Genomic DNA, 21,863 nt, shown 5'->3' with positions numbered 1-21,863 from the left:
GCGGTATCCGCGTTCCCCCGTGGACGCGTTCCGTTGACGATAGGTCGGATGGTGACGCCGGCCAGGTGCGCACCACAAGGGCACTGACGCACACCCGGCGCAACCAGCCGCGACACCGCCCCCGCCGAGCCCTGCCGAGCCTCCGGCAGAACCCCGCCGAGCACCCGCCGAATCCCCGCAGAGCCCTCCGCCCGCTCAGCCCCGCAGCGCCGCCCGCAGGGCCTCCTCGATCCCCGGGAACGCGAACGCGAACCCCGAGTCGAGCAGCTTCCGCGGCACCACCCGCTGGCTGCCGATCACGTCCTCCGCGAACCCGCCCAGCGCCGCCCGCAGCGCCGCCGCCGGCACCGGGAACGGCGTCGGCCGGTGCAGCACCCGCCCCATCGCCGCCGTCACCTCGCGGTTGGTCAGCGGCTCCGGGCCCGTGAGGTTCACCGGCCCGGCGAGCGACTCCGTGTCGATGAGGTGGCGCAGCGCCGCGATGTGGTCGTGCAGGGAGATGAAGCTCCAGTACTGCCGCCCGTTGCCGAGCCGTCCGCCGAGACCCGCCCGGAAGATCGGGAACAGCCGCCCCCACGCCCCGCCCTTGCGGGAGACCACCAGGCCCGTACGCGCGTGGACGGTACGGACCCCCGCCTCCTCCGCCGCGTTCGTCGCCGCCTCCCACTCCTGGCACAGGTCGGCGAGGAAACCCCGCCCCGGCGGCGCGGTCTCGTCGACGCGGCGGTCGCCGGTGTCGCCGTAGTAGCCGATCGCGCTGCCGCAGACGAAGACGGACGGCGGCCGGTCGAGGGAGGCGACGGCGTCGGCGACGGCCGCGGTGCCGAGCACCCGGCTGTCGCGCAGGACCCGCTTGTAGTTCTCGGTCCAGCGCCGGTCGGCGATGCCCGCGCCGGCGAGGTGCACGACGGCGTCGCAGCCGTCGAGCCGCCCGGCGTCGACGTACCCCTTCCCGGGGTCCCACCGCACCTCGTCCGGTGCGCTCGCCTCCCGCCGCACCAGCCGCAGGACGTCGTGCCGGTCGGCCCGCAGCGAGCCGACGAGGGCGGAGCCGATGAGTCCGGAAGAGCCGGAGACCGCGATGCGCATGAGCCCATCCTGCCCTCATGTGCCGTGCTCCGGCAGCTCGTGCCACAGTGAGCGCATGACTGACGTGCACGCCGGCGGGGCGGTCGGCGGCGGCGAGCTGCGGATACGTCCCGGGTGCGCCGCCGACGGGGAACTGCTCCGCGAGCTGGACGCCGCGACCTGGTCGCATCTGCACGCGGTGACCGCGCCGCCCGACACCGACGTCCCGTTCTTCGACGAGCGCCTCAACCCCGACGACTACCTCGTCGCCGAGCTGCCCGGCGCGACCCGCGCCGCCCCCGCTCGCGTCGTCGGCTACATCTGCGTCGTCGCCCCGACGTCGCTGGCGGTCAACGCGCACGTACGCCAGATCCAGGGCCTCGTCGTCGCCCCCGAGGCCCGCGGCTCCGGCGTCGCGCGGGCCCTGCTGCGGGCGGGTGCGGAGCACGCCCGCGCGGCCGGTGCGCGGCGGCTGACGCTGCGCGTGCTGGGGCACAACGCACCCGCGCGGCGGCTGTACGAGTCGGAGGGGTTCGCGGTGGAGGGGGTGCTGCCGGAGGAGTTCCTGCTGGACGGCACATACGTGGACGACGTCCTCATGGGGCGCACACTCGTCTGACCCGCGTGCCCCCAGCACGATCCGGTACGGGTCCCGGGACATACCGATCCCGCCGCTCCGCGTGCGTGCACGCGGCTGAGGGCAGATGCTGGATCCGTGATGGAGGAGTCGGAGTTCTGGGAGCTGATCCACACCGCCCGCGAGGCCGCCGAGGGCGACCCCGCGGAGCAGGCCGACCTGCTCGTCGACCGGCTGACCGGCCTCGACCCGGACGCCGTGACCGACTTCGCCTGCCACTTCGAGTCGCGGATGAACCGCGCGTACCGCATGGACCTCTGGGGCGCCGCGTGGGTGCTGCTCGACGGGGTCAGCGACGACGCCTTCGACTCCTTCCGCGGCTGGCTCATCGGGCAGGGCCGGACGGTCTTCGAGGGGGCGCTGCACGAGCCGGACGACCTCGCGGACCTGCTGGAGGACTTCGACGAGGAGACGGACGGCGAGGGGGAGGACCTGGCGTACGTGGCGGACGAGGCGTACGAGCGGCTGACGGGGCTGAAGCTGCCGGAGCCGGGGCTGCCCGAGGGGCCGGCGGAGCCGGTGGGAGAGCCGATCGACTTCGAGGACGCGGGGGTGCTGGCGCGGCGGTACCCGAAGCTGTGGGCGCTGTACCGGGAGGACTGACCGGGAGGTCCGACCGGGAGGACTGACCGGAGGACCGCCACGCGGGACCGGCCCCGAGGACCGGCGGGAAAACCAGACAGAAGATGTCCGGTTTCGCTGTCACGGTGGTCCGCATGAGCGAAGAGCAGAACCGAGACAAGCCCGTACCGCACACCGCCGACAAGCCGCTGCGCGGGAAGGTCGCCCTGGTCGCGGGCGCCACACGGGGCGCGGGCCGGGCCATCGCCGTGGCCCTGGGCGCCCTGGGCGCCACCGTCTACGCCACCGGCCGTACGACCCGGCAGCGCGTCAGCGAGGTCGGCCGCAGCACCGAGACCATCGAGGAGACCGGCGAGCTGGTCACCGCGGCCGGCGGCGAGGGCATCGGCCTGCCCGTCGACCACCTTGAAGCCGACCAGGTGCGCGACCTTCTCGCCCGCATCGAGCGCGACCACGGCCGGCTCGACGTGCTGGTCAACGACATCTGGGGCGGGGAGCACCTCGTCGAGTTCGACAAGAGGATGTGGGAGCACGACCTGGACCGCGGCCTGCGCATGCTGGAACTCGGGGCCAAGACCCACATCATCACCAGCCACTGCGCGCTCCCGCTGCTGCTGCGCACCGGCGGCGGGCTCCTGATCGAGATCACCGACGGCACGGCAGAGGCCAACAAGCCGTATCGCGAGGACTTCTTCTACGACCTGACCAAGAACGCCCCGATCCGGATGGCGTTCAACCTGAGCCACGAGCTGAAGGACGCCGGCGCCACCGCGCTCTCCCTCACCCCGGGCTTCCTGCGCTCCGAGCAGATGCTCGACCACTTCGGGGTGACCGAGGACAACTGGCGCGACGCGATCGCCAAGGAGAAGCACTTCGCGCTCTCCGAGAGCCCCGTCCTCGTCGGCCGCGCGGTCGCGGCGCTGGCGGCGGATCCTGACAAGGCGCGGTGGAACGGGGCGTCGCTCTACAGCGGGCAGGTCGCCAAGGAGTACGGGTTCACCGACACCGACGGCACCGTGCCGGACAGTTGGCCGTACTTCCAGCGGGCCATGGCCGGCGAGGACGCCGGCGACCCGGAGAGCTACCGGCTCCGCCCGTAGCGCGCGGCGGTGCGGGCCGCCGCCGCCGCGAACCGCGCGCGCAGCTCCGGCGGCCCCACCACCTCCGCGTCCGGACCGAGGGCGAGGAGCTGGGTGTACGCCACGTCCGCGGACTCCACCCGCAGCCGTACGGCCGTCCAGCCCTCCTCGTCCGGCTCGCCCGCCGCAGCCACGGCGTCCTCGGCGGCGAGCCGGTCCGTGACGTGCGCAAGCCGCCGCAGCCCCTCGGGGGAGAGCCGCAGCGCCACCTCGTCCCGCAGGATCGACCGCGCGAAGGCCGCAGCCCGCTCCGCCCAGAAGCCGGGCAGGTCGAACTCCTCGTCCCGCTCGAAGCCCGCCCCGCCGCCGACGGCCGAGGCCCGCTCGAAGCGCTCCACGCGGTAGACCCGGTAAGCGCCTCCGGCCCCCGGCACCCGCGCGACCAGGTACCAGACGCCGGCCTTCAGCACCAGCCCGTACGGCTCCACCTCCCGCTCCACCGCCTCCGCCGCCGGCCGCCGCCGGTACGTCACCGCCAGCGTCCGGTCCGCCCACACCGCCTCCGCCACCGCCGGCAGCAGCTCCGGCACGTCCGGCTCCCGCCACCACCCCGGGGCGTCGAGGTGGAACCGCTGCGCCGCGCTCTCCGGGGCGCCGCGCAGCTCGGGCAGCAGCGCCGCCGACACCTTCAGCCGCGCCGCGGACGCCGCGTCCGCCAGCCCCATGTCCCGCAGCGCGCCCGGCACCCCGGACAGGAACAGCGCCTCCGCCTCCGTCCGCCCGAGCCCGGTGAGCCGGGTGCGGTAGCCGCCGACGAGCCGGTAGCCGCCGGTCCGCCCGCGGTCGGCGTAGACCGGCACCCCCGCCTCCCCGAGCGCCTGCACGTCCCGGGCGACCGTCCGCTCGGAGACCTCCAGCCGCTCCGCCAGCTCGGCGGCGGTCATGGCGGGGCGGGACTGGAGCAGCAGAACGAGGTGGATGAGGCGGGCGGCGCGCATGCCAGCCATCATGCAGCGCCCTGATACCGTCCTTCGGTACTGCACCAAAGAACATGAGAGTTTTATATGTCCAACGAGCCTCGTGAGCGTTGGGGAAACCGGGCAGGCTTCCTCTTCGCCGCGATCGGATCCGCGGTCGGTCTCGGCAACATCTGGCGCTTTCCTTACATCGCGTACGAAAACGGCGGCGGCGCCTTCCTCCTGCCGTATCTCGTGGCGCTGCTGACGGCGGGACTCCCGCTGCTGATCATGGAATACGTCATCGGCCGCCGCTACCGCTCCTCCCCGCCCGGCGCCTACCGGCAGCTCTCCCGCCCCGCCGAGGCCATCGGCTGGTGGCAGGTGGCGATCTGCTTCGTGATCTCCGCGTACTACGCGGTGATCCTGGCCTGGGCCGTCCGCTACGTCGGCTTCTCGATCGACGAGTCGTGGGGCGACGACCCCAACGCCTTCTTCTCCGAGGACTTCCTCAAGGCCGGCGAGCCGGGCACCGTGTCCACCTTCGTGCCCGGGGTGATGTGGCCGCTCCTCGGAGTGTGGCTGGTCACACTCGTCATCCTCTGGCTCGGCGTGCGCCGCGGCATCGAGTGGGCCAACCGCGTCTTCATCCCGGCGCTGCTGGTCTTCTTCGGCATCCTCGTGGTCCGTGCGGTCACCCTGGACGGCGCGGGCGAGGGCCTGGACGCCCTCTTCAAGCCGGACTGGGGGGCGCTGGGCGAGGGCAGCGTGTGGGTCGCCGCGTACGGGCAGATCTTCTTCTCGCTGTCCATCGGCTTCGGCATCATGATCACGTACGCCTCGTACCTGGGCCGGAAGTCGGACCTGTCCGGCTCGGCGCTCGTCGCCGGCTTCGCCAACAGCTCGTTCGAGATCCTGGCCGGCATCGGCGTGTTCTCGGTGCTCGGCTTCATGGCCGCGCAGCAGGGCGTGGGCGTGAACGAGCTGGCGACCTCGGGCGTCGGGCTGGCGTTCGTGGCGTTCCCGGCGATCATCTCCAGCATGCCGGGGGGCGCGTTCTTCGGCGTGATGTTCTTCCTGTCGCTGGTGATCGCCGGCCTGACCTCGCTGGTGAGCATCGTGCAGGTGCAGGTCGCGGCGGTCGAGGACCGTACGGGCCTGTCCCGCAGGGCGGCCGTCGCGATCGTCGGCGGCGTGCTCACCACGGTGTCCGTGCTGGCGTTCGCCAACGACGGCGGGCTGACGCTGCTCGACGCCGCCGATTACTTCATCAACCAGTACGGCATCGTGCTCGCCGGCCTCGTGTCGGTCGTCGTCGTGGCCTGGGTGCTGCGCCGGCTGCCGCTGCTGCAGCGGGACGCGAACGCCACGTCCGCGGTGCGGATGGGGCGCGTGTGGCTGGTGTGCCTGGGGTTCGTCACGCCGCTGGTGCTCGGCTGGATGATGGTCGACAGCCTGCGCACCGAGCTGGACGAGAACTACGGCGGCTACCCCGGCTCGTTCCTCGGCTGGGCCGGCTGGGGCGTCGCCGCCGGCGCGCTGCTCGTCGGCGTGCTGGCCGCGCTGGTCCCGTGGCGGCACCACGGCGACATCGGCGGCCGGGCGCCGGAGGCAGAGCCCGTGGAGGACCCGGAACCGGCGAAGGAGGGCAACTGATGTCGGCGAGCGCCATCGTCATGCTGGTCGTCGCGATCGTGATCGTCTGGGGCGGCCTGGTCGCGGCGCTGCTGAAGCTGCGCAGCTTCCCGGACCAGCCGGACTAGCCCAGGGGGGTGGCGGCCCGGACGGGGTCCGGGCGGCCGTATCCGGCCGCGGGCCGGTACGGAGCCCCGCGGCCCGGTACGGACCCGCGGCCGGTACGGGCCCGGCCTGCATCCCCGCAGGCCGGGCCCGTACGCCGCAGCGCTCAGGCTCGGCCTCAGGCCAGCCCGTACTTCGCCGCCGCCGCCGCGACCGTCTCCTTCTTCACCTCGCCGCGCCGCGCCAGCCGGTCCAGCACCGCCACGACGATCGACTCCGGGTCGACCCCGAAGTGCCGGCGGGCCGCCTCGCGGGTGTCGGAGAGGCCGAAGCCGTCCGTGCCCAGCGAGGTGTACTCCTGCGGGACCCACTGCGCGATCTGGTCGGGCACCTGCCGCATCCAGTCGCTGACGGCGAGAACCGGGCCCGGTGCGCCTTCCAGAGCACGGGTGACGTAGGGGACCCGGTCCTCGCCGCGAAGCTGCGCCGCGTCACAGGACAGGGCGTCACGGCGCAGCTCGCTCCAGGAGGTGGCGGACCAGACGTCGGCCGCGACACCCCAGTCCTCGGCGAGCAGTCGCTGGGCGTCGAGCGCCCAGTGGATGGCGGTGCCGGAGGCGAGCACCTGGGCGCGGGGGGCGTCCTCGGCGGCGGCCCCGGCGGGGGAGTCGGCGGTCCGGTAGCGGTAGAGGCCGCGGACGATGCCCTCCTCGACGCCCGCGGGCATCGGGGGCTGGACCTTCGGCTCGTTGTAGACGGTGAGGTAGTAGAAGACGTCCGGGTCCTCGCCGGGGGCGGCCTCGCCGTACATGCGGCGGAGCCCGTCCTTGACGATGACCGCCACCTCGTACGCGAACGCCGGGTCGTAGATCAGCGCCGCGGGGTTGGTGGAGGCCAGCAGCGGGGAGTGGCCGTCGGCGTGCTGCAGGCCCTCGCCGGTCATGGTGGTGCGGCCGGCGGTGGCGCCGATGACGAAGCCGCGGCCCAACTGGTCGGCGAGCGCCCAGAACTGGTCGCCGGTGCGCTGGAAGCCGAACATCGCGTAGAAGATGTAGAAGGGGATCATCGGCTCGCCGTGCGTCGCGTACGACGTGGCCGCGGCCGTGAAGGACGCCAGCGAACCGGCCTCCGTGATGCCCTCGTTGAGGATCTGCCCGTTCGCCGCCTCCTTGTAGTACAGGAGCTGGTCGCGGTCGACGGGGTCGTAGTTCTGCCCGCGCGGGGAGTAGATCCCGGCGCTCGGGAAGAGCGACTCCATGCCGAACGTGCGGGCCTCGTCCGGCACCACCGGCACCCAGCGGCGGCCGGTCTCCTTGTCCCGCATGAGGTCCTTGACCAGGCGGACGAACGCCATGGTCGTCGCGATCTCCTGGCTGCCTGAGCCCTTCTTGAGCGCGTCGAACGGCTTCGCCGCCGGCTCCGGCAGCGCCACCGGGTGCACCCGGCGGGCCGGCGCGGGGCCGCCGAGGGCGGCGCGGCGCTCCTGGAGGTAGCGCACCTCGGGGGAGTCGGGGCCGGGGTGCGCGTACGGCACGAGGTCGCCGGCGAGCGCGCTGTCCGGGATGGGCAGCTCCAGCAGGTCCCGCATGTCGCGGAACTCGGTGCCGGTCAGCTTCTTCATCTGGTGGTTGGCGTTGCGCGACTCGAAGCCCTTGCCGAGGGTGTGGCCCTTGACGGTCTGCGCCAGGATCACGGTCGGCGCGCCCTCGTGCGCGACGGCGGCACGGTACGCGGCGTAGACCTTCCGCGGCTCGTGACCGCCGCGGGAGAGGTGGAAGCAGTCGAGGATCTTGTCGTCGCCGATCAGCTTCGCCAGCTCGGCGAGCGCGGGCTCGGCGCCGAAGAAGTGCTCGCGGATGTACGCGGCGTCGCGGGTGGCGTACGTCTGGAACTGCGCGTCCGGCACGGCCCGCAGCCGGCGGACGAGCGCGCCGGTGGTGTCGAGCGCGAGCAGCTCGTCCCAGGCGGAGCCCCACAGCGACTTGACGACGTTCCAGCCGGCGCCGCGGAACTGGGCCTCCAGCTCCTGTACGACCTTGAAGTTGGCGCGTACAGGGCCGTCGAGGCGCTGGAGGTTGCAGTTGATGACGAAGGTGAGGTTGTCGAGCTGCTCGCGGGCGGCGAGGGCGAGGGCGGCGGTCGACTCGGGCTCGTCCATCTCGCCGTCGCCGAGGAAGGCCCACACGTGGCTGGCGGAGGTGTCCTTGATGCCGCGGTGGGCGAGGTAGCGGTTGAACCGCGCCTGGTAGATCGCGGAGATCGGGCCGAGGCCCATGGAGACGGTCGGGAACTCCCACAGCCACGGCAGCCGCCGCGGGTGCGGGTACGAGGGCAGCCCCTCGACGGCGCCGGGCGCGGCCTCCTGGCGGAACCGGTCGAGGTGGGCCTCGGTGAGCCGGCCGTCGAGGAAGGCGCGGGCGTAGATGCCGGGGGAAGCGTGGCCCTGGAGGTAGAGCTGGTCGCCGGAGCCGGGGGCGCGGGGGTCGTCCTTGCCGCGGAAGAAGTGGTTGAAGCCGGTCTCGTAGAGCCAGGCCGCGGAGGCGAAGGTGGCGATGTGCCCCCCGAGCCCGAACCGGGACCCGCGGGTCACCATGGCGGCGGCGTTCCACCGGTTCCACGCCGCGACCCGCCGCTCCAGCTCGGGATCGCCGGGCAGCTCGGGCTCGGCGGCGGTGGGGATGGTGTTGACGTACGGCGTCTCCAGCAACGCGGGCACGTCCAGACCGGCGTCCCCGGCGTGCGCGACGGTACGGCGCAGCACCTGCGCGGCCCGGTCGGGCCCGGCGTGCCGCACCACCGCGTCCAGGGACTCCCGCCACTCGGCGGTCTCCTGCGGGTCGCGGTCGGGGAGCTGGTCGAGCTGACTCTGCATGGCAACTACCTCCTCGACCGAACTGTAAGTCTCCGATCGATGATCGATCAAAGGGTGGACGGCAAAATACTTCCGGAACGCAAAAGTAGGCATGCGGTGCCATCCCCCGCTGCACGCGGTGCCCTGCGGGCGGCGCGGCGGACCACCCGGGCTCGGGGCGCGGGTGGTCCGCCGCGGGACCCGGCTACGGGCGTCGCCGCCTGCGGCGGCGGGGCCGAAGCCGAAGGGGAAGGCGGCGCGCGGCGCGGAGGGCGCGCAGGGTGGGCCCGGCTCGGGACGAGCCTCGTGGGGGCGTGGGGCGAGCCCCGGTCGAGTCTCGGCGTCGCACCGCGAGCGAGTCTCCGGCGCAGGGCTGCGAGGGCAGCGGGGCGGCGACCCGGGCGAGGGCGGTACGGGCGGGGCCCGGGGGCGGAGCCTCCGTCGTGATCGCGGCGCGGCAGCGGGGGCCGGGGCGTAGCCCTGCGGGGGCAGCGGGACGGAGACCCGTGGGGGTCTGGGGGCGGCCCCCCGGGGGCGGGTCCGGGGCGGGGCCCGGTGGAGAGCCGGCCGGGGCCCCGGCTACGCGGGGGCGCAGCCCAGGACGTGGGACTTGACCAGTTCTGCGATGGCCGGGTCGCGGCGGCGGAAGGCTTCGACGATGTCCGCGTGCTCCTCCGCGTACGACTGCTGGCGCGTGCCCAGCCAGCGGATCGCCAGCGACGTGTAGATCTCGATCCCCAGCGACTCCCACGTGTGCAGCAGCACGCTGTTGCCCGACGCCCGCACCAGCTCCCGGTGGAACGCCACGGTGTGCCTGACCTGGGCCCCGCCGTCCCCCTTCGCGTCCGCCTCCCGCAGCGCCGCCACGTGCGGCTCCAGCGCCGAGACGTCCGTCGCCAGCCGCGGCGCCGCCAGCTCCGCCGCGATCTGCTCCAGGCCGGCCCGTACCGGATAGATCTCCTCCAGATCCGCCGCCGTCAGGTCGCGGACCCGTACGCCCTTGTTCGGAGCCGACTCGATCAGCCGCATGCTCTCCAGCTCGCGCAGCGCCTCGCGCACCGGCGTCTGGCTGACCTCCAGCTCGACCGCGATCCGCCGCTCCACGATCCGCTCGCCCGGCTTCCACCGGCCGCTGACGACGCCCTCCACGATGTGCTCGCGGATCTGCTCGCGCAGCGACGGATGGACGACGGTAGGGGGCATCGGCATCTCCTCGGGTGCTCACACGGACGCGCAGGGGGTGCAGACGAGAATACGGCGCCCCCGCCCGGACCGGAGCCGGACGGGGACGCCGCGAAGGTGCGCGTCAGCGTGCGTCAGCGCGCGTGGTGCCCTCGCTCAGTCGAAGGGATCACCGTTGTACTGCGGCTTGCGCAGCCGGTCGGGCGTGAGCGGGCTCATGTCCGTCACGTCGCGCGGCGAGAGCTGGAAGCCCTGCCAGTGCACCGGCATCGGCGTCTGGTCCTCGTCGCGGGCGATGTGGTGGAAGCCCACGTTCACCCAGACGATCGGGTTCTTGAGCTGCTCGCCGTTCGTGGCGGCGACGATGTCCTTCGCGCAGTTGGAGTCCCACCGCCGGTTGTGGTTCGGGAACTTCTCGCACTTCTTGTACTGCGTGAAGTACACGTCCCTGCTGGTGAACTTGCGCCCGGTGTAGCGCGCGCTGTTGCTGTGCACCAGCTCCCAGGACCGCGTGTGCCCGTCGCCGTTCTTGCCCGCCGTGCCGCTCACGCGCCACCAGCGGTGCTGGTCGGAGTTGCCCGACGTCTCCTTGGTGACGTTCTTGCGGGTCGTTTCCTGCGCCGGGTAGCCCCCCTCGCCGGTGCCGGTGCGGTTCGTGTCGTACTGCTGGATCTTGGCCGGGCGGGAGCTGTCCGTCTGGAAGTCCAGCCGCCAGAAGATGTTGTGCTGGTGGCTGGTCGCGCGGTCGCGCGACTCCTTGCCGATCGGCCAGCCCTGCTTGTCCGAGGCGTCGAAGTCACCGGGGGAGAGGTTGCCGGTGGCGCCCTCCTTGGCGGTGATGGTGCCGTCGTCGGAGAAGTTCCACTGGGTGATGTAGTAGTAGTAACCCGCCGAGTGGATCGTGTAGACGACGAGGTCGTCGCCCTGCGCGCTGTCGTTGCGGCCGTTCTCCTCGCCGACGTCGAAACTGTTGCCGAAGTGCGCGAAGCCGCGCGGCTGCTGGGTGACGCACACCGCGTCGTACGTCTCGCCGCCGACCTTCACCGGGCGGCGAGTGCCGCCGGGGCAGTCCTTCTCCTTCAGCGACACGGGCGACGTGCCGAGCGAGATGTCGGTGACGTCGTAGTACTCGATGCCGCCGTCGTCGTACGGCACGTGTATCTGGCCCAGCCGGGCGCTGTTGAGGACCGGGACGGCGCTGCGGGCGCCCTTCGGCTTGTACGAGATGTCCTCCAGGACCAGGCCCGCGTAGTCGTTGTTCCGGTAACACATCTGCCACTCGGTGCCGTTGGGCAGCTTGTGCGTGATCCGGTACTCCTCGCTGCAGTCCGGCGCGGCGGCCTGCGGCGCCTTCGGCGTCGCGGCGCCGGCCGTGGGCAGCGCCGCGGGTCCGGCGGCCGGGAGCAGCAGGACCAGGGCGGCGACGGCGCCCCCGCGCCAGGTCGCGGGGCGGCGCCAGAACGCGCTCCCGCGCCGGCCGGCGGGTGCGCCGGAGCCGGCGTCCGGCGCGTCCGGCCCGTGGGTCGTGGGGTTACGCATGGTGCACCTTCCGCTCGCTCAGGTCGATGACGAAGTCGCGGGTGTCGATCCACGGGCCGTCCTTGACCCGGGTGAAGAGCCGCACGCAGCGGTTCTCGCCGCACTTCTCCAGGCCGCCGGAGTCGCCCGGCCGCGCCGTGTACGTCATCCCCTGGACCTGCAACTGCCCGGCGCCGGTCAGCTCCTCGCCGGTCGCCGCCTTGTAGTCCTGCCGCAGTCCCGCCCCGACGGGGCTGTCCACCAGCAGGTCGGCGGCGGCCTCCGCCTCCGGCGCGGCCGGCGGCGGCTGCGCGCCGGTGGACTCGACGGTGTCCACGACCTCGTTGCTGCTGAGGTTGACGCTCTTCTGGACGAGCGTGTCCCGCGCGTAGTCGTAGAAGTACACCTCGGCGATCCGGTCGTCGCCGGCGCTCGCCGAGGAGTCGGCGAGGTCGGTGTTGACGAGCTGCGGCACGCCTTCGCGGCCCCTGACCCCCTCGCTCTCCGTACGCAGCGGCCGGTCCCCGGCGAGCGCCAGCTCCTCGGCGCGCTGCTCCTCGTCCGGCGTCAGCGGGTCGCTGCCCGTGCCGGTCTTCCCGGTCGGCAGCGGGGCCGTGCCCGGTCCCCCGGTGCCCGGTGTCCCCAGCGCGCCTGGCGCCTGGGACGACGCGGACGCCCCCGGATCCCCGTCCTGTCGGTCGTCGCCCGCCGCGCCGAGCGGCACGGCCACGACGACGGCGGCCGCGGTGCCCGCGACGGCCGTCAACGCCCCCCATACGATGCGCTGTCGCATGCGGCGGCGGCCTCCCCCCGATGTGCTCATCGGAAGTCCCTTCATTTTGTTCGGTCCCGGCCGATTAGATCGGCAGAACCGTTGTTCAGCACCCCGTTTCGGCCCTTCTGAACAATCCCCGAGGGCCGTCGTACGGCGTCGGCAGCGCGGTTTATCGTGGGGAGCGACCTGGGGGAGCAGGGAGCGAGGGGGGTCCGCCCATGGGGCGGCGCGAGAAGCCCGTGGATCCGTCCGCGGGCCCGGTCCAGCGCTTCGCGTACGAGCTGCGCAAGCTGCGGGCCGAAGCAGGGGGACCGACCTACCGGCAGCTCGCCGCGCGCGGGCCGTACTCGGTGACGGCGCTGTCGCAGGCCGCCGCCGGCGACCGGCTGCCGTCGCTGCCGGTGGCGCTGGCGTACGCGGAAGCCTGCGGCGGCGGCCGGGGCGAGTGGGAGTGGCGCTGGCGGCAGGCGACGGCGGAGGACGCGGAGCAGCCGCTGCCGCATGGCGACGCGGCGCCGCCGTACCGGGGCCTGGCGCGCTTCGAACCGGGCGACCACGACCGGTTCTTCGGCCGCGACCGGCTCACGGCGGACCTCGTGGAGCTGGTCCGCGCGCGCCGCTTCGCGGCGGTCTTCGGCGCGTCGGGGAGCGGGAAGTCGTCGCTGCTGCGCGCGGGGCTCGTACCGGCGCTGCAGTCCGGAGGCGTACGGGGACGGGACGGCGAGGAGGCGGAGGGGACCGAGCGGAGCGAGCGCGGGGAGCCGGCGGCGCCCGGGGAGCCGGGCGGGGACGGCCGGGAGCCGGTCTGCCCGCCGCCCGCCGCGCTGCGGATCCTCACGCCAGGCGAGCATCCGGCGCGTACGCACGCCGACGTGCTCGACGCGGCGCCCGGCGAGGGGGACACGTACCTCCTCGTCGACCAGTTCGAGGAGGTCTTCACCCTCTGCCAGGACCCCGGGGAGCGCGCCGCCTTCCTCGACCGCCTCCTCGCCGCCCGCGACCCGGCGCGCCGCCTGCGGGTGGTCATCGCCGTACGGGCCGACTTCTACGGCCGCTGCGCCGAGCACCGCGCGCTCACCGAGGCGCTGCGCGACGCCCAGTTGCTCGTCGGCCCGATGTCGCCCGCGGAGCTGCGCGACGCGGTCGTCAAGCCCGCGGCGGCGGAGGGCCTGATCGTCGAACGGGCCCTGACGGCGCGCATCCTCAAGGACGTCGACGGCGAGCCGGGCGCGCTGCCGCTGATGTCGCACGTGCTGCTGGAGACGTGGCACCGGCGGCGCGGCCGGTCGCTGACGGAGGAGGCGTACGAGGCGGCGGGAGGCGTCCGCGGCGCCATCGCGCGGACGGCGGAGCGGGTCTACGGAGAGCTGACGCCGCCGCAGCAGCGGGTCGCCCGCCGCGCACTGCTCCGCCTGGTCTCGCCGGGCGAGGGCTCCCAGGACACCCGCCGCCCGGCACCGCGGGCGGAGCTGGCGGAGATCGCGGCGCATGCCGGTGCCCCCGGCGGGGCCGGGCGGGATGAGGTGCGTACGGGCGCAGGGGCACGGCGCGCGCGGTGGAGCGGGCGTGGTGGGACGGATGCCGCGGACGGTGCCGGCGTCTCGGAGGCCGCCGGCGGCGCGTGCCTGCGGTGGAGCCGGGAGGGCGGGGGTCCCGGGGGCGGGGCCCCCGAGTCTCGGGAAGGGGCGGGGTCGGGGAAACCCGCCCGGGACGATGCCGCCGCCGATGTCGGGTACGTGCTCGAACGGCTCGTCGAGGCCCGGCTGCTGACCCTCGACGACGATGTCGTCGACCTCGCCCACGAAGCCCTCCTCACCGCCTGGCCCCGCCTGCGCGGCTGGATCGAGGAGGACCGCGAGCGCATGCGCGCCCTGCGGCGGCTCACCGAGGCCGCCCACGGCTGGGAGGAGCTGGACCGCGATCCCGGGGCGCTGTACCGGGGCAGCCGGCTCGCGCAGGCCGAGGAGTTGTTCGCGGACCGGCCGCAGGAGCTGACCGGCGGCGAGGCCGCGTTCCTCGCCGCCAGCCGGGCCGCCCGCGGCCGGGAGCGGCGGCGGTTTCGCGGCCTGCTCACCACGCTGGTCGCGCTGGTCGTCCTCGCCCTGGTCGCCGGCTCGTTCGCCTGGCAGCAGGACCGCGCCGCCGACGCCGAGCACCGCCGCGCCGAGGCCCGCCGCGTCGCCGCCGTCGCCGGGAGCCTGCGGTTCACCGATCCCGTACGGGCCATGCAGCTCAGCGTCGCCGCCTGGCGGCTCGCCGACACCCCGGAGACCCGCGGCGCCCTGCTCGGCGCGCTGCACCAGCGCGAGTCCGACTCGTTCGCGCTCCCCCAGGACGGCGAGCCGCGCGCGCAGCGCTTCCTCAGCGCCGACGGCCGCACCGTCACCAGCGTCGGCAAGGACCGTACCGAGCGCTGGGACGTCGCCACGCACCGCCGGCTCGACTCGGGGCCCGGCCTCGGCGACCCGGTCGACGAGTCCGACTTCGACGTCTCGCCCGACGGCCGCGCCCTGGCCGTCGCCGACGACGACGGCGGCGTGCGGCTGGGCCCCGGCCGCCGCGGTGAAATCCCCGGCTCGACGGGCTGGTTCGGCCCCAGCGGCCGGACGTACGTGTCGAGCACCTGGTCCTTCGACGGCGAGCGGACGCATCTTGCGGTCTACGACGTACGCAGCCGCAAGAGGCTCTTCTCCTACGAGACGGGCACCGGCGACACCGGCTGGTTCAGCCACGTCAGCCCCGACGACCGGCTCGTCGTCGTGTGCCCGGACAGCGGCGTGCCCGAGGTGTGGCACACCGGCGCGCGGCAGCGCATGCTGCGCGCGTACCCCGCCGCCCGCGACGCCTGCGGCGCCGACACGACGGCGCTGGAGTTCACGCCCGACAGCCGCGGGCTCGTCGTGATGAACGACTCCGGCTTCCGCGTGCTGGACGTGACGACGGGGCGGAAGCGGCTGGAGGTGGAGCGCGAGGGGCTGTCGGAGATCGAGTTCAGCCGGGACGGCTCGCTGGTCGCCGCCGTGGGCCCGGACGAGCTGATCGTGTGGCGTACGGCCGACGCCTCGGAGCCGGTGCTGCGCCATCCGCTGGTCAGCGAGTACGCGACGGAGCTGCGGGTGACGCCGGGCAACAGGGAGCTGCGGTATCTCAGCGGCCTGTCCGGGCACGTGGTGCGTACCGTGCGGCTGGACGGCATCGCGGGCTCCGGCTGGCACGAACGGCGGCTGGAGGACGCGGCGTTCAGCCCGGACGGCGGCAAGCTGGTCACGGCCCGCCGCTCGGGGGCGCGCGGGGTCTTCGAGGTGCGCGACATGCGCGGCGGCCGGACGCCGCAGACGCCGCCCCCGCTGCCCTGCCGGGTGCCGGAAGGGCTGGATCCGGTCGAGGACTTCTGCATTCCGCTGATGGCGTTCAGCCCGGACGGCCGGCGGCTGGCGTACGCGCTGCCGAGCGTCATGGGCGAAGAGCCGGAGCGGGTGCACGTGTGGGACACGGGGAAGGGCCGGATCGTACGGACGCTGGTCGTCACCCCCGATCCGGCGCGGGCCAACCCGCTGAACAGCCTGGCGTACGGGGCGGGCGGCAAGCTGATCCTCTCCCGGATACCCGACCGGGAGTCCCTGGAGGTGTGGGACGTCTCGCGCGGCGAGCGCGTGCGGCGGCTGCGCGACACCGGCGGCGATCCGCTGGCCCTGCACCCCGGCGGCAGGCTGCTGGCCACGGGCGACGACCAGCTCGTCGCGCTGCGCGGGGGCCGGGTGACGCCGCGGCCGCTGGCGCAGGACGGGGTGCGCTCCGTGGAGTTCAGCCCGGACGGGCGGTTCCTCGCCGCGGGCGACGACTCCGGCCGCGTCACGCTGTGGGACGGCGAGGGCCGGCGCCGCCTCGGGGTGCTGCCCGGTACGTACCGGGGGATGCAGACGGGCGCGGCGGAGCCGGCGACGGCGCTGGCGTTCTCGCCGGACGGGCGCACGCTGGCGGTCGCGGGGCACTCGGGGACGCTCCGGCTGTGGGACACCGCGTCGAACCAGTCGCTGGGCGGCAATCTGCCGACCGCGGGCGACGAACTGCTGGCGGTCTCCTTCAGCCCCGACGGGAGCGAGATCTACGCGGTCGGCCGGCACACCGCGCCGCGCGCCTACCCGGCGGATCCGGAGCGGGCGCGGCAGGCGGTGTGCGCCCGCGCGGGCGGCGGTCTGTCGCGGGCCGACTGGGAGGCGTACCTGCCGGGGATGCCGTACCGGGACACCTGCTGACCCGGCCCGGCCCCCGCCCTCACCCACCGGGAGCACGACCGCGCCCCCGCCCGAGCTGCTGCTCGGAGCGGGGGCGCGGCCGGTGCGTACGGAACTACCGGAGCGCTCGGCTCACAGGCCGATCTCGCTCTCGAACTCGCCTGCCTCCAGCAGGCCCTTGACCGCCCCCAGGTAGCGGGCGGCGTCGGCGCCGTCCACCAGGCGGTGGTCGTAGGAGAGCGTCAGATACGTCATGTGCCGCACGGCGATCGTCTCGCCCAGCTCCGGGTGGTCGACGACCGTCGGACGCTTGACGGTGGCGCCGAGGCCGAGGATGGCGACCTGGTTCGGCGGCACGATGATCGTGTCGAACAGCGCGCCGCGCGAGCCGGTGTTGCTGATGGTGAAGGTCGCGCCGGACACCTCGTCCGGGGTGATCTTGTTGTTGCGGACCTTGTCCGCCAGCTCCGCCGTCTTCCTGGCGATGCCGGCGATGTTGAGGTCGCCCGCGCCCTTGATGACCGGGGTCATCAGGCCCTTCTCCGTGTCCACCGCGATACCGACGTTCTCGGTGTCGAAGTAGCTGATCGTGCCCTCGTCCTCGTTGATACGGGCGTTGACGACCGGGTGGGCCTTCAGCGCCTGGACGGCGGCCTTCACGAAGAACGGCATCGGCGAGAGCTTCACGCCCTCGCGCTGGGCGAACGCGTCCTTGGCCCGGGCCCGCATCCGCATGATGCGGGTGACGTCCACCTCGACCACGGTGGACAACTGGGCCTGCTCGTGCAGGGCGCGCATCATGTTGTCGCCGATGAGCTTGCGGATGCGCGGCATCTTCACGGTCTGGCCGCGCAGCGGCGACGCCTCCAGCACGGGCGCCGCGGGCCGGCCCGCCGACGGCGCCGCGGTGGCGGCGGCCGGGGCGGAGGCGGCGGCGCGGGCGGCCTGCTCGGCGGCGGCGACGACGTCCTGCTTGCGGATCCGGCCGCCGACGCCGGAGCCCTTGACGGTGGCCAGGTCGACGCCGGACTCGGCGGCGAGCTTGCGCACCAGGGGGGTGACGTACGCGCCCTCGGCGGCGGGCGCGGCCACGGGCACGGGCGCCGGAGCAGCGGCGGCGGGAGCCGGAGCGGCCGGTGCCGGTGCCGGCGCGGCAGCCGGGGCGGGCTGGGCCGGCGGCGCGGGCGGGGCTGGCTGTGCCGGAGCCGGAGCCGGTGCCGGCGGCGGAGCGGCGGGCGCCGCGGCCGGGGCAGGCGCCGCGGCCTCGGGTGCGGGTGCCGGGGCGGCCGGAGCGGCGGGCGCAGCAGCCGCCGGAGCGGCCGCGCCGCTGCCGATGACCGCCAGCTTCGCGCCGACCTCCGCCGTCTCGTCCTCCTGGACCACGATCTCCAGCAGCGTGCCGGACGCCGGGGACGGGATCTCGGTGTCGACCTTGTCGGTGGAGATCTCCAGCAGCGGCTCGTCGGCCTCGACCTGCTCGCCGACCTGCTTCAGCCAGCGGGTCACCGTGCCTTCGGTGACCGACTCGCCCAGCTCGGGCAGCGTGACGTCGGTGCCCTGAGCACCGCCCGCGGCCTGCGCGGGCGCGGGCTGCTGGGGCGCCACGGGCGCGGGCGCGGCCTCGGCCGGCGCCGGAGCCTGGGCCTCGGCCTGCGCCGGGGCCTGGGCGGGCTCCGGAGCCGGTGCGGCCGCGGGCGCCGCGGCCTGCTCTGCGGCCGGCGCGGGCGCCGCCGCGGCACCGCCGGTGCCGTCGTCGATCACGGCCAGTTCTGCGCCGATCTCGACGGTCTCGTCCTCGGCCACCTTGATGGAGGACAGCACTCCGGCGGCGGGGGAGGGGATCTCGGTGTCGACCTTGTCGGTGGAGACCTCGAGCAACGGCTCGTCGGCCTCGACGCTCTCGCCCTCGGCCTTGAGCCAGCGCGTGACGGTGCCCTCGGTGACGCTCTCACCGAGCGCCGGCAGGGTTACGGAAACCGCCATGGTTTCGGTTGCTCCTATCGATCTTTGGGGGATGGTGGGCGTGTGTCCGTGGCTCAGTCGTGAGCGTGGAGCGGCTTGCCGGCCAGCGCCAGATGGGCCTCGCCGAGCGCTTCGTTCTGCGTCGGGTGTGCGTGGACGAGCTGGGCCACCTCGGCCGGCAGCGCCTCCCAGTTGTAGATGAGCTGCGCCTCGCCGACCTGCTCGCCCATGCGGTCGCCGACCATGTGCACGCCGACCACGGGGCCGTCCTTGACCTGGACGAGCTTGATCTCGCCCGAGGTCTTGAGGATCTTGCTCTTGCCGTTGCCCCCCAGGTTGTACTTCAGCGCCACGACCTTGTCGGCACCGTACGTCTCCTTCGCCTTCTCCTCCGTGATGCCGACGGACGCGACCTCCGGGTGGCAGTACGTCACCCGCGGCACGCCGTCGTAGTCGATCGGCACCACGTCGAGCCCGGCCAGCCGCTCCGCGATGAGGATGCCCTCCGCGAAGCCGACGTGCGCGAGCTGGAGGACCGGGGTCAGGTCGCCGACGGCGGAGATCGTGGGCACGTTGGTGCGCTTGTACGCGTCCGTCAGGACGAAGCCGCGGTCCATGGCCACGCCCTGCTCCTCGTAGCCCAGGCCCTGCGACACCGGGCCGCGGCCGACCGCGACCAGCAGCAGCTCGGCCTCGAACTCCTTGCCGTCGGCGAGGGTGACCTTGACGCCGTCCTGGGTGTACTCCGCCTTCTCGAAGAAGGTGCCCAGGTTGAACTTGATGCCGCGCTTGCGGAAGGCCCGCTCCAGCAGCTTGGAGCTGTTCTCGTCCTCGGCCGGGACCAGGTGCTTGAGGCCCTCGATGATCGTCACGTCGGCGCCGAAGGACTTCCACGCGGAGGCGAACTCCACGCCGATGACGCCGCCGCCCAGCACGATCGCCGACTTCGGCACCCGGTCCAGGGTCAGTGCGTGCTCCGAGGCGATGATGCGGTCGCCGTCGATCTCCAGGCCCGGCAGGGACTTCGAGTACGAACCGGTGGCGAGCAGCACGTGCCGCCCGGTGTACCGCTGGCCGTTCACGTCCACCGAGGTCGGCGAGGACAGCCGGCCCTCGCCCTCCACGACGGTGACCTTGCGGGAGGCGATGAGTCCCTGCAGCCCCTTGTAGAGGCCGGCGACCACGCCGTCCTTGTACTTGTGCACGCCGGCCATGTCGATGCCGTCGAGCGAGGTGTTCACTCCGAAGGATGCGCCTTCGCGCGCCTGGTCGGCGAGCTCCCCGGCGTGCAGCAGCGCCTTCGTCGGGATGCATCCTCGGTGCAGGCAGGTGCCGCCCACCTTGTCCTTCTCGATCAGGGCGACGTCAAGACCAAGCTGAGCGCCTCGCAGGGCGGCGGCATAGCCACCGCTGCCGCCTCCGAGGATCACCAGGTCGAAAACGGTGCTGGCGTCGTTCGCCACGTCACGTCCTCCATGCATGTGCGCCGGTGGCCGGCCGTGGTGCGGCCGGGCGGCGGCTCCTTATCGGCCGCTCTACTACTGAGGCCCTGTCCTGCCACCAGCCATCTTCGCACTTGCCGACGGAAGACGGAGACGCGGGCCGCACCCCGCCGGTCCCGGGACCGGTCACCGGCGGGCTGCGGCGCACGTCAGACCAGGTCGCCGTGCGCCGCCTCCTCGGCGATCGCGACCAGCGTGCGGACCGCGGACCCGGTGCCGCCCTTCGGGGTGTAGCCGAAAGGACCCGAGGTGTTGAAGGCCGGGCCGGCGATGTCCAGGTGCGCCCAGGTGATGCCCTCGCCGACGAACTCCTCCAGGAAGAGCCCGGCCACCAGCCCGCCGCCCATCCGCTCGCCCATGTTGGCGATGTCGGCGATCGGGGACTCCATGCCCTTCTTCAGCTCCGGCGGCATCGGCATCGGCCAGGACTGCTCGCCCGCCGCCTCGGCGAGGACGTGGATCCGGGTCCTGAAGGCGTCGTCGTTGGCCATGATCCCGAAGGTGCGGTTGCCCAGGGCCAGCACCATGGCGCCGGTGAGGGTCGCCACGTCGATCATGTAGTCGGGCTTCTCCTCCGACGCCTTCGTCAGCGCGTCGGCGAGGACCAGCCGGCCCTCGGCGTCGGTGTTCAGCACCTCGACGGTCTTGCCGCTGTACATCCGCAGCACGTCGCCCGGGCGGGTGGCGGAGCCGGAGGGCATGTTCTCGGCGAGCGCCAGCCAGCCGGTGACGTTCACCGGCAGCTCCAGCCGGGCGGCGGCGGAGACGGCGGCGAGCACGGCCGCGGCGCCGCTCATGTCGCACTTCATCGTCTCGTTGTGGCCCGCGGGCTTGAGCGAGATGCCGCCCGAGTCGTACGTGATGCCCTTGCCGACCAGCGCGATCGTCTGCTCGGCCTTCGGGTGCCGGTGCTCCAGGCGGACCAGCCGGGGCGGGGTCTGCGAACCCTGGCCGACGCCGAGGAGGCCGCCGTAACCGCCCTTGGCGAGCGCCTTCTCGTCGGTCACCGTGACCTTGAAGCCGTGCTCCTTGCCGGCCTGCTGGGCGACGGCGGCGAAGCCGGTGGGGTCGAGGTCGTTGGAGGGGATGTTGACCAGGTCGCGGGCCCGGTTGACCTCGTCGGCGAGCACCGCGGCGCGCTCGACGGCGGCGCGGTGGGCCTTGTCGCGCTTGCCGCCGAGGAGGGCGATCTCGCCGAGCGCGGCCTTGGCGCCGCCGTTCGCCTTGCCCTTCGCGGCCTTGCCGCCCTTGGTGCCCTTGGCACCCTTGTCGTCCTTGTCACCCTTGTCGTCGGCGGCCGCGCCGCCGCCGCGGTAGGTGTTGAAGGCGTACGCGCCCAGCAGCGCGCCCTCCGCCACGGCGGCGGTGTCGTCGGCGACGTCCAGCGGCAGCGCGAAGGCGGCCTTCTTCGCGCCGGCCAGCGCGCGGGCGGCGCTGCCCGCGGCGCGGCGCAGGGTCTCCGTGTCGTAGCCGGCGCCCTTCTCGGGCACGGCGCCGAGGCCGACGGCGACGACGACGGGCGCCTTGAGGCCGTCGGGGGCGGGGAGCTTCGTGACCTCGCCCTCGCCGCCGGACGCCCCGAGGGCCTCCAGCACGGCGCCCAGCTTCCCGCCGTACGCCTCGTCGACGGCCTCGGCGCCGGGGGCCGGCACGGGCCCCTTGGGGCCCTTGGCCACGCCCACGACGACGGCGTCCGCACGCAGGCCGGTGGCGGACGAGGAACTGAGAGTCAGAGCAGTCACGGTGGTGGTGATCCATTCTCGGTGCGGGTTTCGG

At 73.8% G+C, this 21,863-nt stretch carries 15 protein-coding genes; 6 read left to right on the top strand and 9 right to left on the bottom strand.

Going from position 1 to position 21,863, the window contains the following annotated elements; all coding sequences use genetic code 11:
- Window positions 1-195: 195 nt before the first annotated feature.
- Window positions 196-1,089, bottom strand: a complete 894-nt coding sequence (locus tag OG946_RS08325) for a TIGR01777 family oxidoreductase (protein ID WP_326795484.1) — start codon at window positions 1,087-1,089, stop codon at window positions 196-198.
- 55 nt (window positions 1,090-1,144) lie between these two features.
- Between OG946_RS08325 and OG946_RS08320 the strand changes: the two genes are divergently transcribed.
- The 3 genes from OG946_RS08320 to OG946_RS08310 all read left to right on the top strand — a co-directional run bounded on the left by OG946_RS08320 (window position 1,145) and on the right by OG946_RS08310 (window position 3,387).
- Window positions 1,145-1,687 carry a GNAT family N-acetyltransferase gene (locus OG946_RS08320; protein WP_326795483.1) on the top strand — a complete coding sequence of 181 codons (543 nt, stop codon included), beginning with the start codon at window positions 1,145-1,147 and terminating at the stop codon, window positions 1,685-1,687.
- Window positions 1,688-1,786: 99 nt separating this feature from the next.
- Window positions 1,787-2,308: a DUF4240 domain-containing protein gene (locus OG946_RS08315; protein ID WP_326800186.1), complete on the top strand. Its 522-nt coding sequence runs from the start codon at window positions 1,787-1,789 to the stop codon at window positions 2,306-2,308.
- A 113-nt stretch (window positions 2,309-2,421) separates the two neighbouring features.
- Window positions 2,422-3,387 (top strand): SDR family oxidoreductase, encoded by a 966-nt coding sequence (locus OG946_RS08310; protein WP_326795482.1) that lies wholly within the window; start codon window positions 2,422-2,424, stop codon window positions 3,385-3,387.
- On the opposite strand, the gene OG946_RS08305 is transcribed toward OG946_RS08310, so the two are convergent.
- Window positions 3,369-4,364 carry a helix-turn-helix transcriptional regulator gene (locus tag OG946_RS08305; protein WP_326795481.1) on the bottom strand — a complete coding sequence of 332 codons (996 nt, stop codon included), beginning with the start codon at window positions 4,362-4,364 and terminating at the stop codon, window positions 3,369-3,371. The two genes, OG946_RS08310 and OG946_RS08305, sit on opposite strands and share 19 nt — an antisense overlap.
- 66 nt (window positions 4,365-4,430) lie before the next feature.
- Here OG946_RS08305 and OG946_RS08300 point away from each other — a divergent pair, with 66 nt between their 5' ends.
- A complete protein-coding gene (locus OG946_RS08300; RefSeq protein ID WP_326795480.1) occupies window positions 4,431-5,978 on the top strand; it encodes a sodium-dependent transporter in 1,548 nt (515 codons plus the stop codon).
- On the top strand, window positions 5,978-6,085 hold the full coding sequence (locus tag OG946_RS08295; protein WP_078563802.1) for a methionine/alanine import family NSS transporter small subunit: 108 nt from the start codon (window positions 5,978-5,980) through the stop codon (window positions 6,083-6,085). The genes OG946_RS08300 and OG946_RS08295 overlap by 1 nt, the downstream gene beginning before the upstream one ends.
- A gap of 155 nt (window positions 6,086-6,240) precedes the next feature.
- Here OG946_RS08295 and aceE read toward each other — a convergent pair whose 3' ends face one another.
- From aceE to OG946_RS08275, 4 genes are all read right to left on the bottom strand, one after another.
- On the bottom strand, window positions 6,241-8,934 hold the full coding sequence (gene aceE, locus OG946_RS08290; RefSeq protein WP_326795479.1) for a pyruvate dehydrogenase (acetyl-transferring), homodimeric type: 2,694 nt from the start codon (window positions 8,932-8,934) through the stop codon (window positions 6,241-6,243).
- A 558-nt stretch (window positions 8,935-9,492) separates the two neighbouring features.
- Window positions 9,493-10,116: a GntR family transcriptional regulator gene (locus tag OG946_RS08285; protein WP_125934436.1), complete on the bottom strand. Its 624-nt coding sequence runs from the start codon at window positions 10,114-10,116 to the stop codon at window positions 9,493-9,495.
- A 135-nt stretch (window positions 10,117-10,251) separates the two neighbouring features.
- Complete coding sequence (locus OG946_RS08280; protein WP_326795478.1) at window positions 10,252-11,634, bottom strand: copper amine oxidase; 1,383 nt, start codon at window positions 11,632-11,634, stop codon at window positions 10,252-10,254.
- The gene (locus OG946_RS08275) at window positions 11,627-12,406 is read right to left on the bottom strand and encodes a hypothetical protein (protein WP_326795477.1); all 780 of its coding nucleotides are present in this window, start codon (window positions 12,404-12,406) and stop codon (window positions 11,627-11,629) included. The genes OG946_RS08280 and OG946_RS08275 overlap by 8 nt, the downstream gene beginning before the upstream one ends.
- A gap of 200 nt (window positions 12,407-12,606) precedes the next feature.
- Here OG946_RS08275 and OG946_RS08270 point away from each other — a divergent pair, with 200 nt between their 5' ends.
- The gene (locus OG946_RS08270; RefSeq protein ID WP_326795476.1) at window positions 12,607-16,644 is read left to right on the top strand and encodes an nSTAND1 domain-containing NTPase; all 4,038 of its coding nucleotides are present in this window, start codon (window positions 12,607-12,609) and stop codon (window positions 16,642-16,644) included.
- Between the two features lie 111 nt (window positions 16,645-16,755).
- On the opposite strand, the gene sucB is transcribed toward OG946_RS08270, so the two are convergent.
- The 3 genes from sucB to OG946_RS08255 form a co-directional block, all read right to left on the bottom strand.
- Window positions 16,756-18,606, bottom strand: a complete 1,851-nt coding sequence (gene sucB, locus OG946_RS08265) for a 2-oxoglutarate dehydrogenase, E2 component, dihydrolipoamide succinyltransferase (protein WP_326795475.1) — start codon at window positions 18,604-18,606, stop codon at window positions 16,756-16,758.
- A 53-nt stretch (window positions 18,607-18,659) separates the two neighbouring features.
- The gene (lpdA, locus tag OG946_RS08260; protein WP_164715932.1) at window positions 18,660-20,048 is read right to left on the bottom strand and encodes a dihydrolipoyl dehydrogenase; all 1,389 of its coding nucleotides are present in this window, start codon (window positions 20,046-20,048) and stop codon (window positions 18,660-18,662) included.
- Window positions 20,049-20,236: 188 nt separating this feature from the next.
- The gene (locus OG946_RS08255; protein WP_326795474.1) at window positions 20,237-21,829 is read right to left on the bottom strand and encodes a leucyl aminopeptidase; all 1,593 of its coding nucleotides are present in this window, start codon (window positions 21,827-21,829) and stop codon (window positions 20,237-20,239) included.
- Between the last annotated feature and the right edge of the window lie 34 nt (window positions 21,830-21,863).

Source organism: Streptomyces sp. NBC_01808, from assembly GCF_035917395.1.
Classification (GTDB): Bacteria; Actinomycetota; Actinomycetes; order Streptomycetales; family Streptomycetaceae; genus Streptomyces.
This window is presented reverse-complemented; position numbering and strand designations above follow the sequence as displayed.

What these genes read in the sequence shown, in the direction of transcription:
- OG946_RS08285 (WP_125934436.1), bottom strand. Translation starts at nt 10,116, where the DNA reads ATGCCCCCTACCGTCGTCCATCCGTCGCTGCGCGAGCAGATCCGCGAG.
- OG946_RS08300 (WP_326795480.1), top strand. Translation starts at nt 4,431, where the DNA reads ATGTCCAACGAGCCTCGTGAGCGTTGGGGAAACCGGGCAGGCTTCCTC.
- OG946_RS08270 (WP_326795476.1), top strand. Translation starts at nt 12,607, where the DNA reads ATGGGGCGGCGCGAGAAGCCCGTGGATCCGTCCGCGGGCCCGGTCCAG.
- OG946_RS08275 (WP_326795477.1), bottom strand. Translation starts at nt 12,406, where the DNA reads ATGCGACAGCGCATCGTATGGGGGGCGTTGACGGCCGTCGCGGGCACC.
- OG946_RS08325 (WP_326795484.1), bottom strand. Translation starts at nt 1,089, where the DNA reads ATGCGCATCGCGGTCTCCGGCTCTTCCGGACTCATCGGCTCCGCCCTC.
- aceE (WP_326795479.1), bottom strand. Translation starts at nt 8,934, where the DNA reads ATGCAGAGTCAGCTCGACCAGCTCCCCGACCGCGACCCGCAGGAGACC.
- OG946_RS08320 (WP_326795483.1), top strand. Translation starts at nt 1,145, where the DNA reads ATGACTGACGTGCACGCCGGCGGGGCGGTCGGCGGCGGCGAGCTGCGG.
- sucB (WP_326795475.1), bottom strand. Translation starts at nt 18,606, where the DNA reads ATGGCGGTTTCCGTAACCCTGCCGGCGCTCGGTGAGAGCGTCACCGAG.
- OG946_RS08295 (WP_078563802.1), top strand. Translation starts at nt 5,978, where the DNA reads ATGTCGGCGAGCGCCATCGTCATGCTGGTCGTCGCGATCGTGATCGTC.
- OG946_RS08280 (WP_326795478.1), bottom strand. Translation starts at nt 11,634, where the DNA reads ATGCGTAACCCCACGACCCACGGGCCGGACGCGCCGGACGCCGGCTCC.
- OG946_RS08310 (WP_326795482.1), top strand. Translation starts at nt 2,422, where the DNA reads ATGAGCGAAGAGCAGAACCGAGACAAGCCCGTACCGCACACCGCCGAC.
- OG946_RS08315 (WP_326800186.1), top strand. Translation starts at nt 1,787, where the DNA reads ATGGAGGAGTCGGAGTTCTGGGAGCTGATCCACACCGCCCGCGAGGCC.
- OG946_RS08305 (WP_326795481.1), bottom strand. Translation starts at nt 4,364, where the DNA reads ATGCGCGCCGCCCGCCTCATCCACCTCGTTCTGCTGCTCCAGTCCCGC.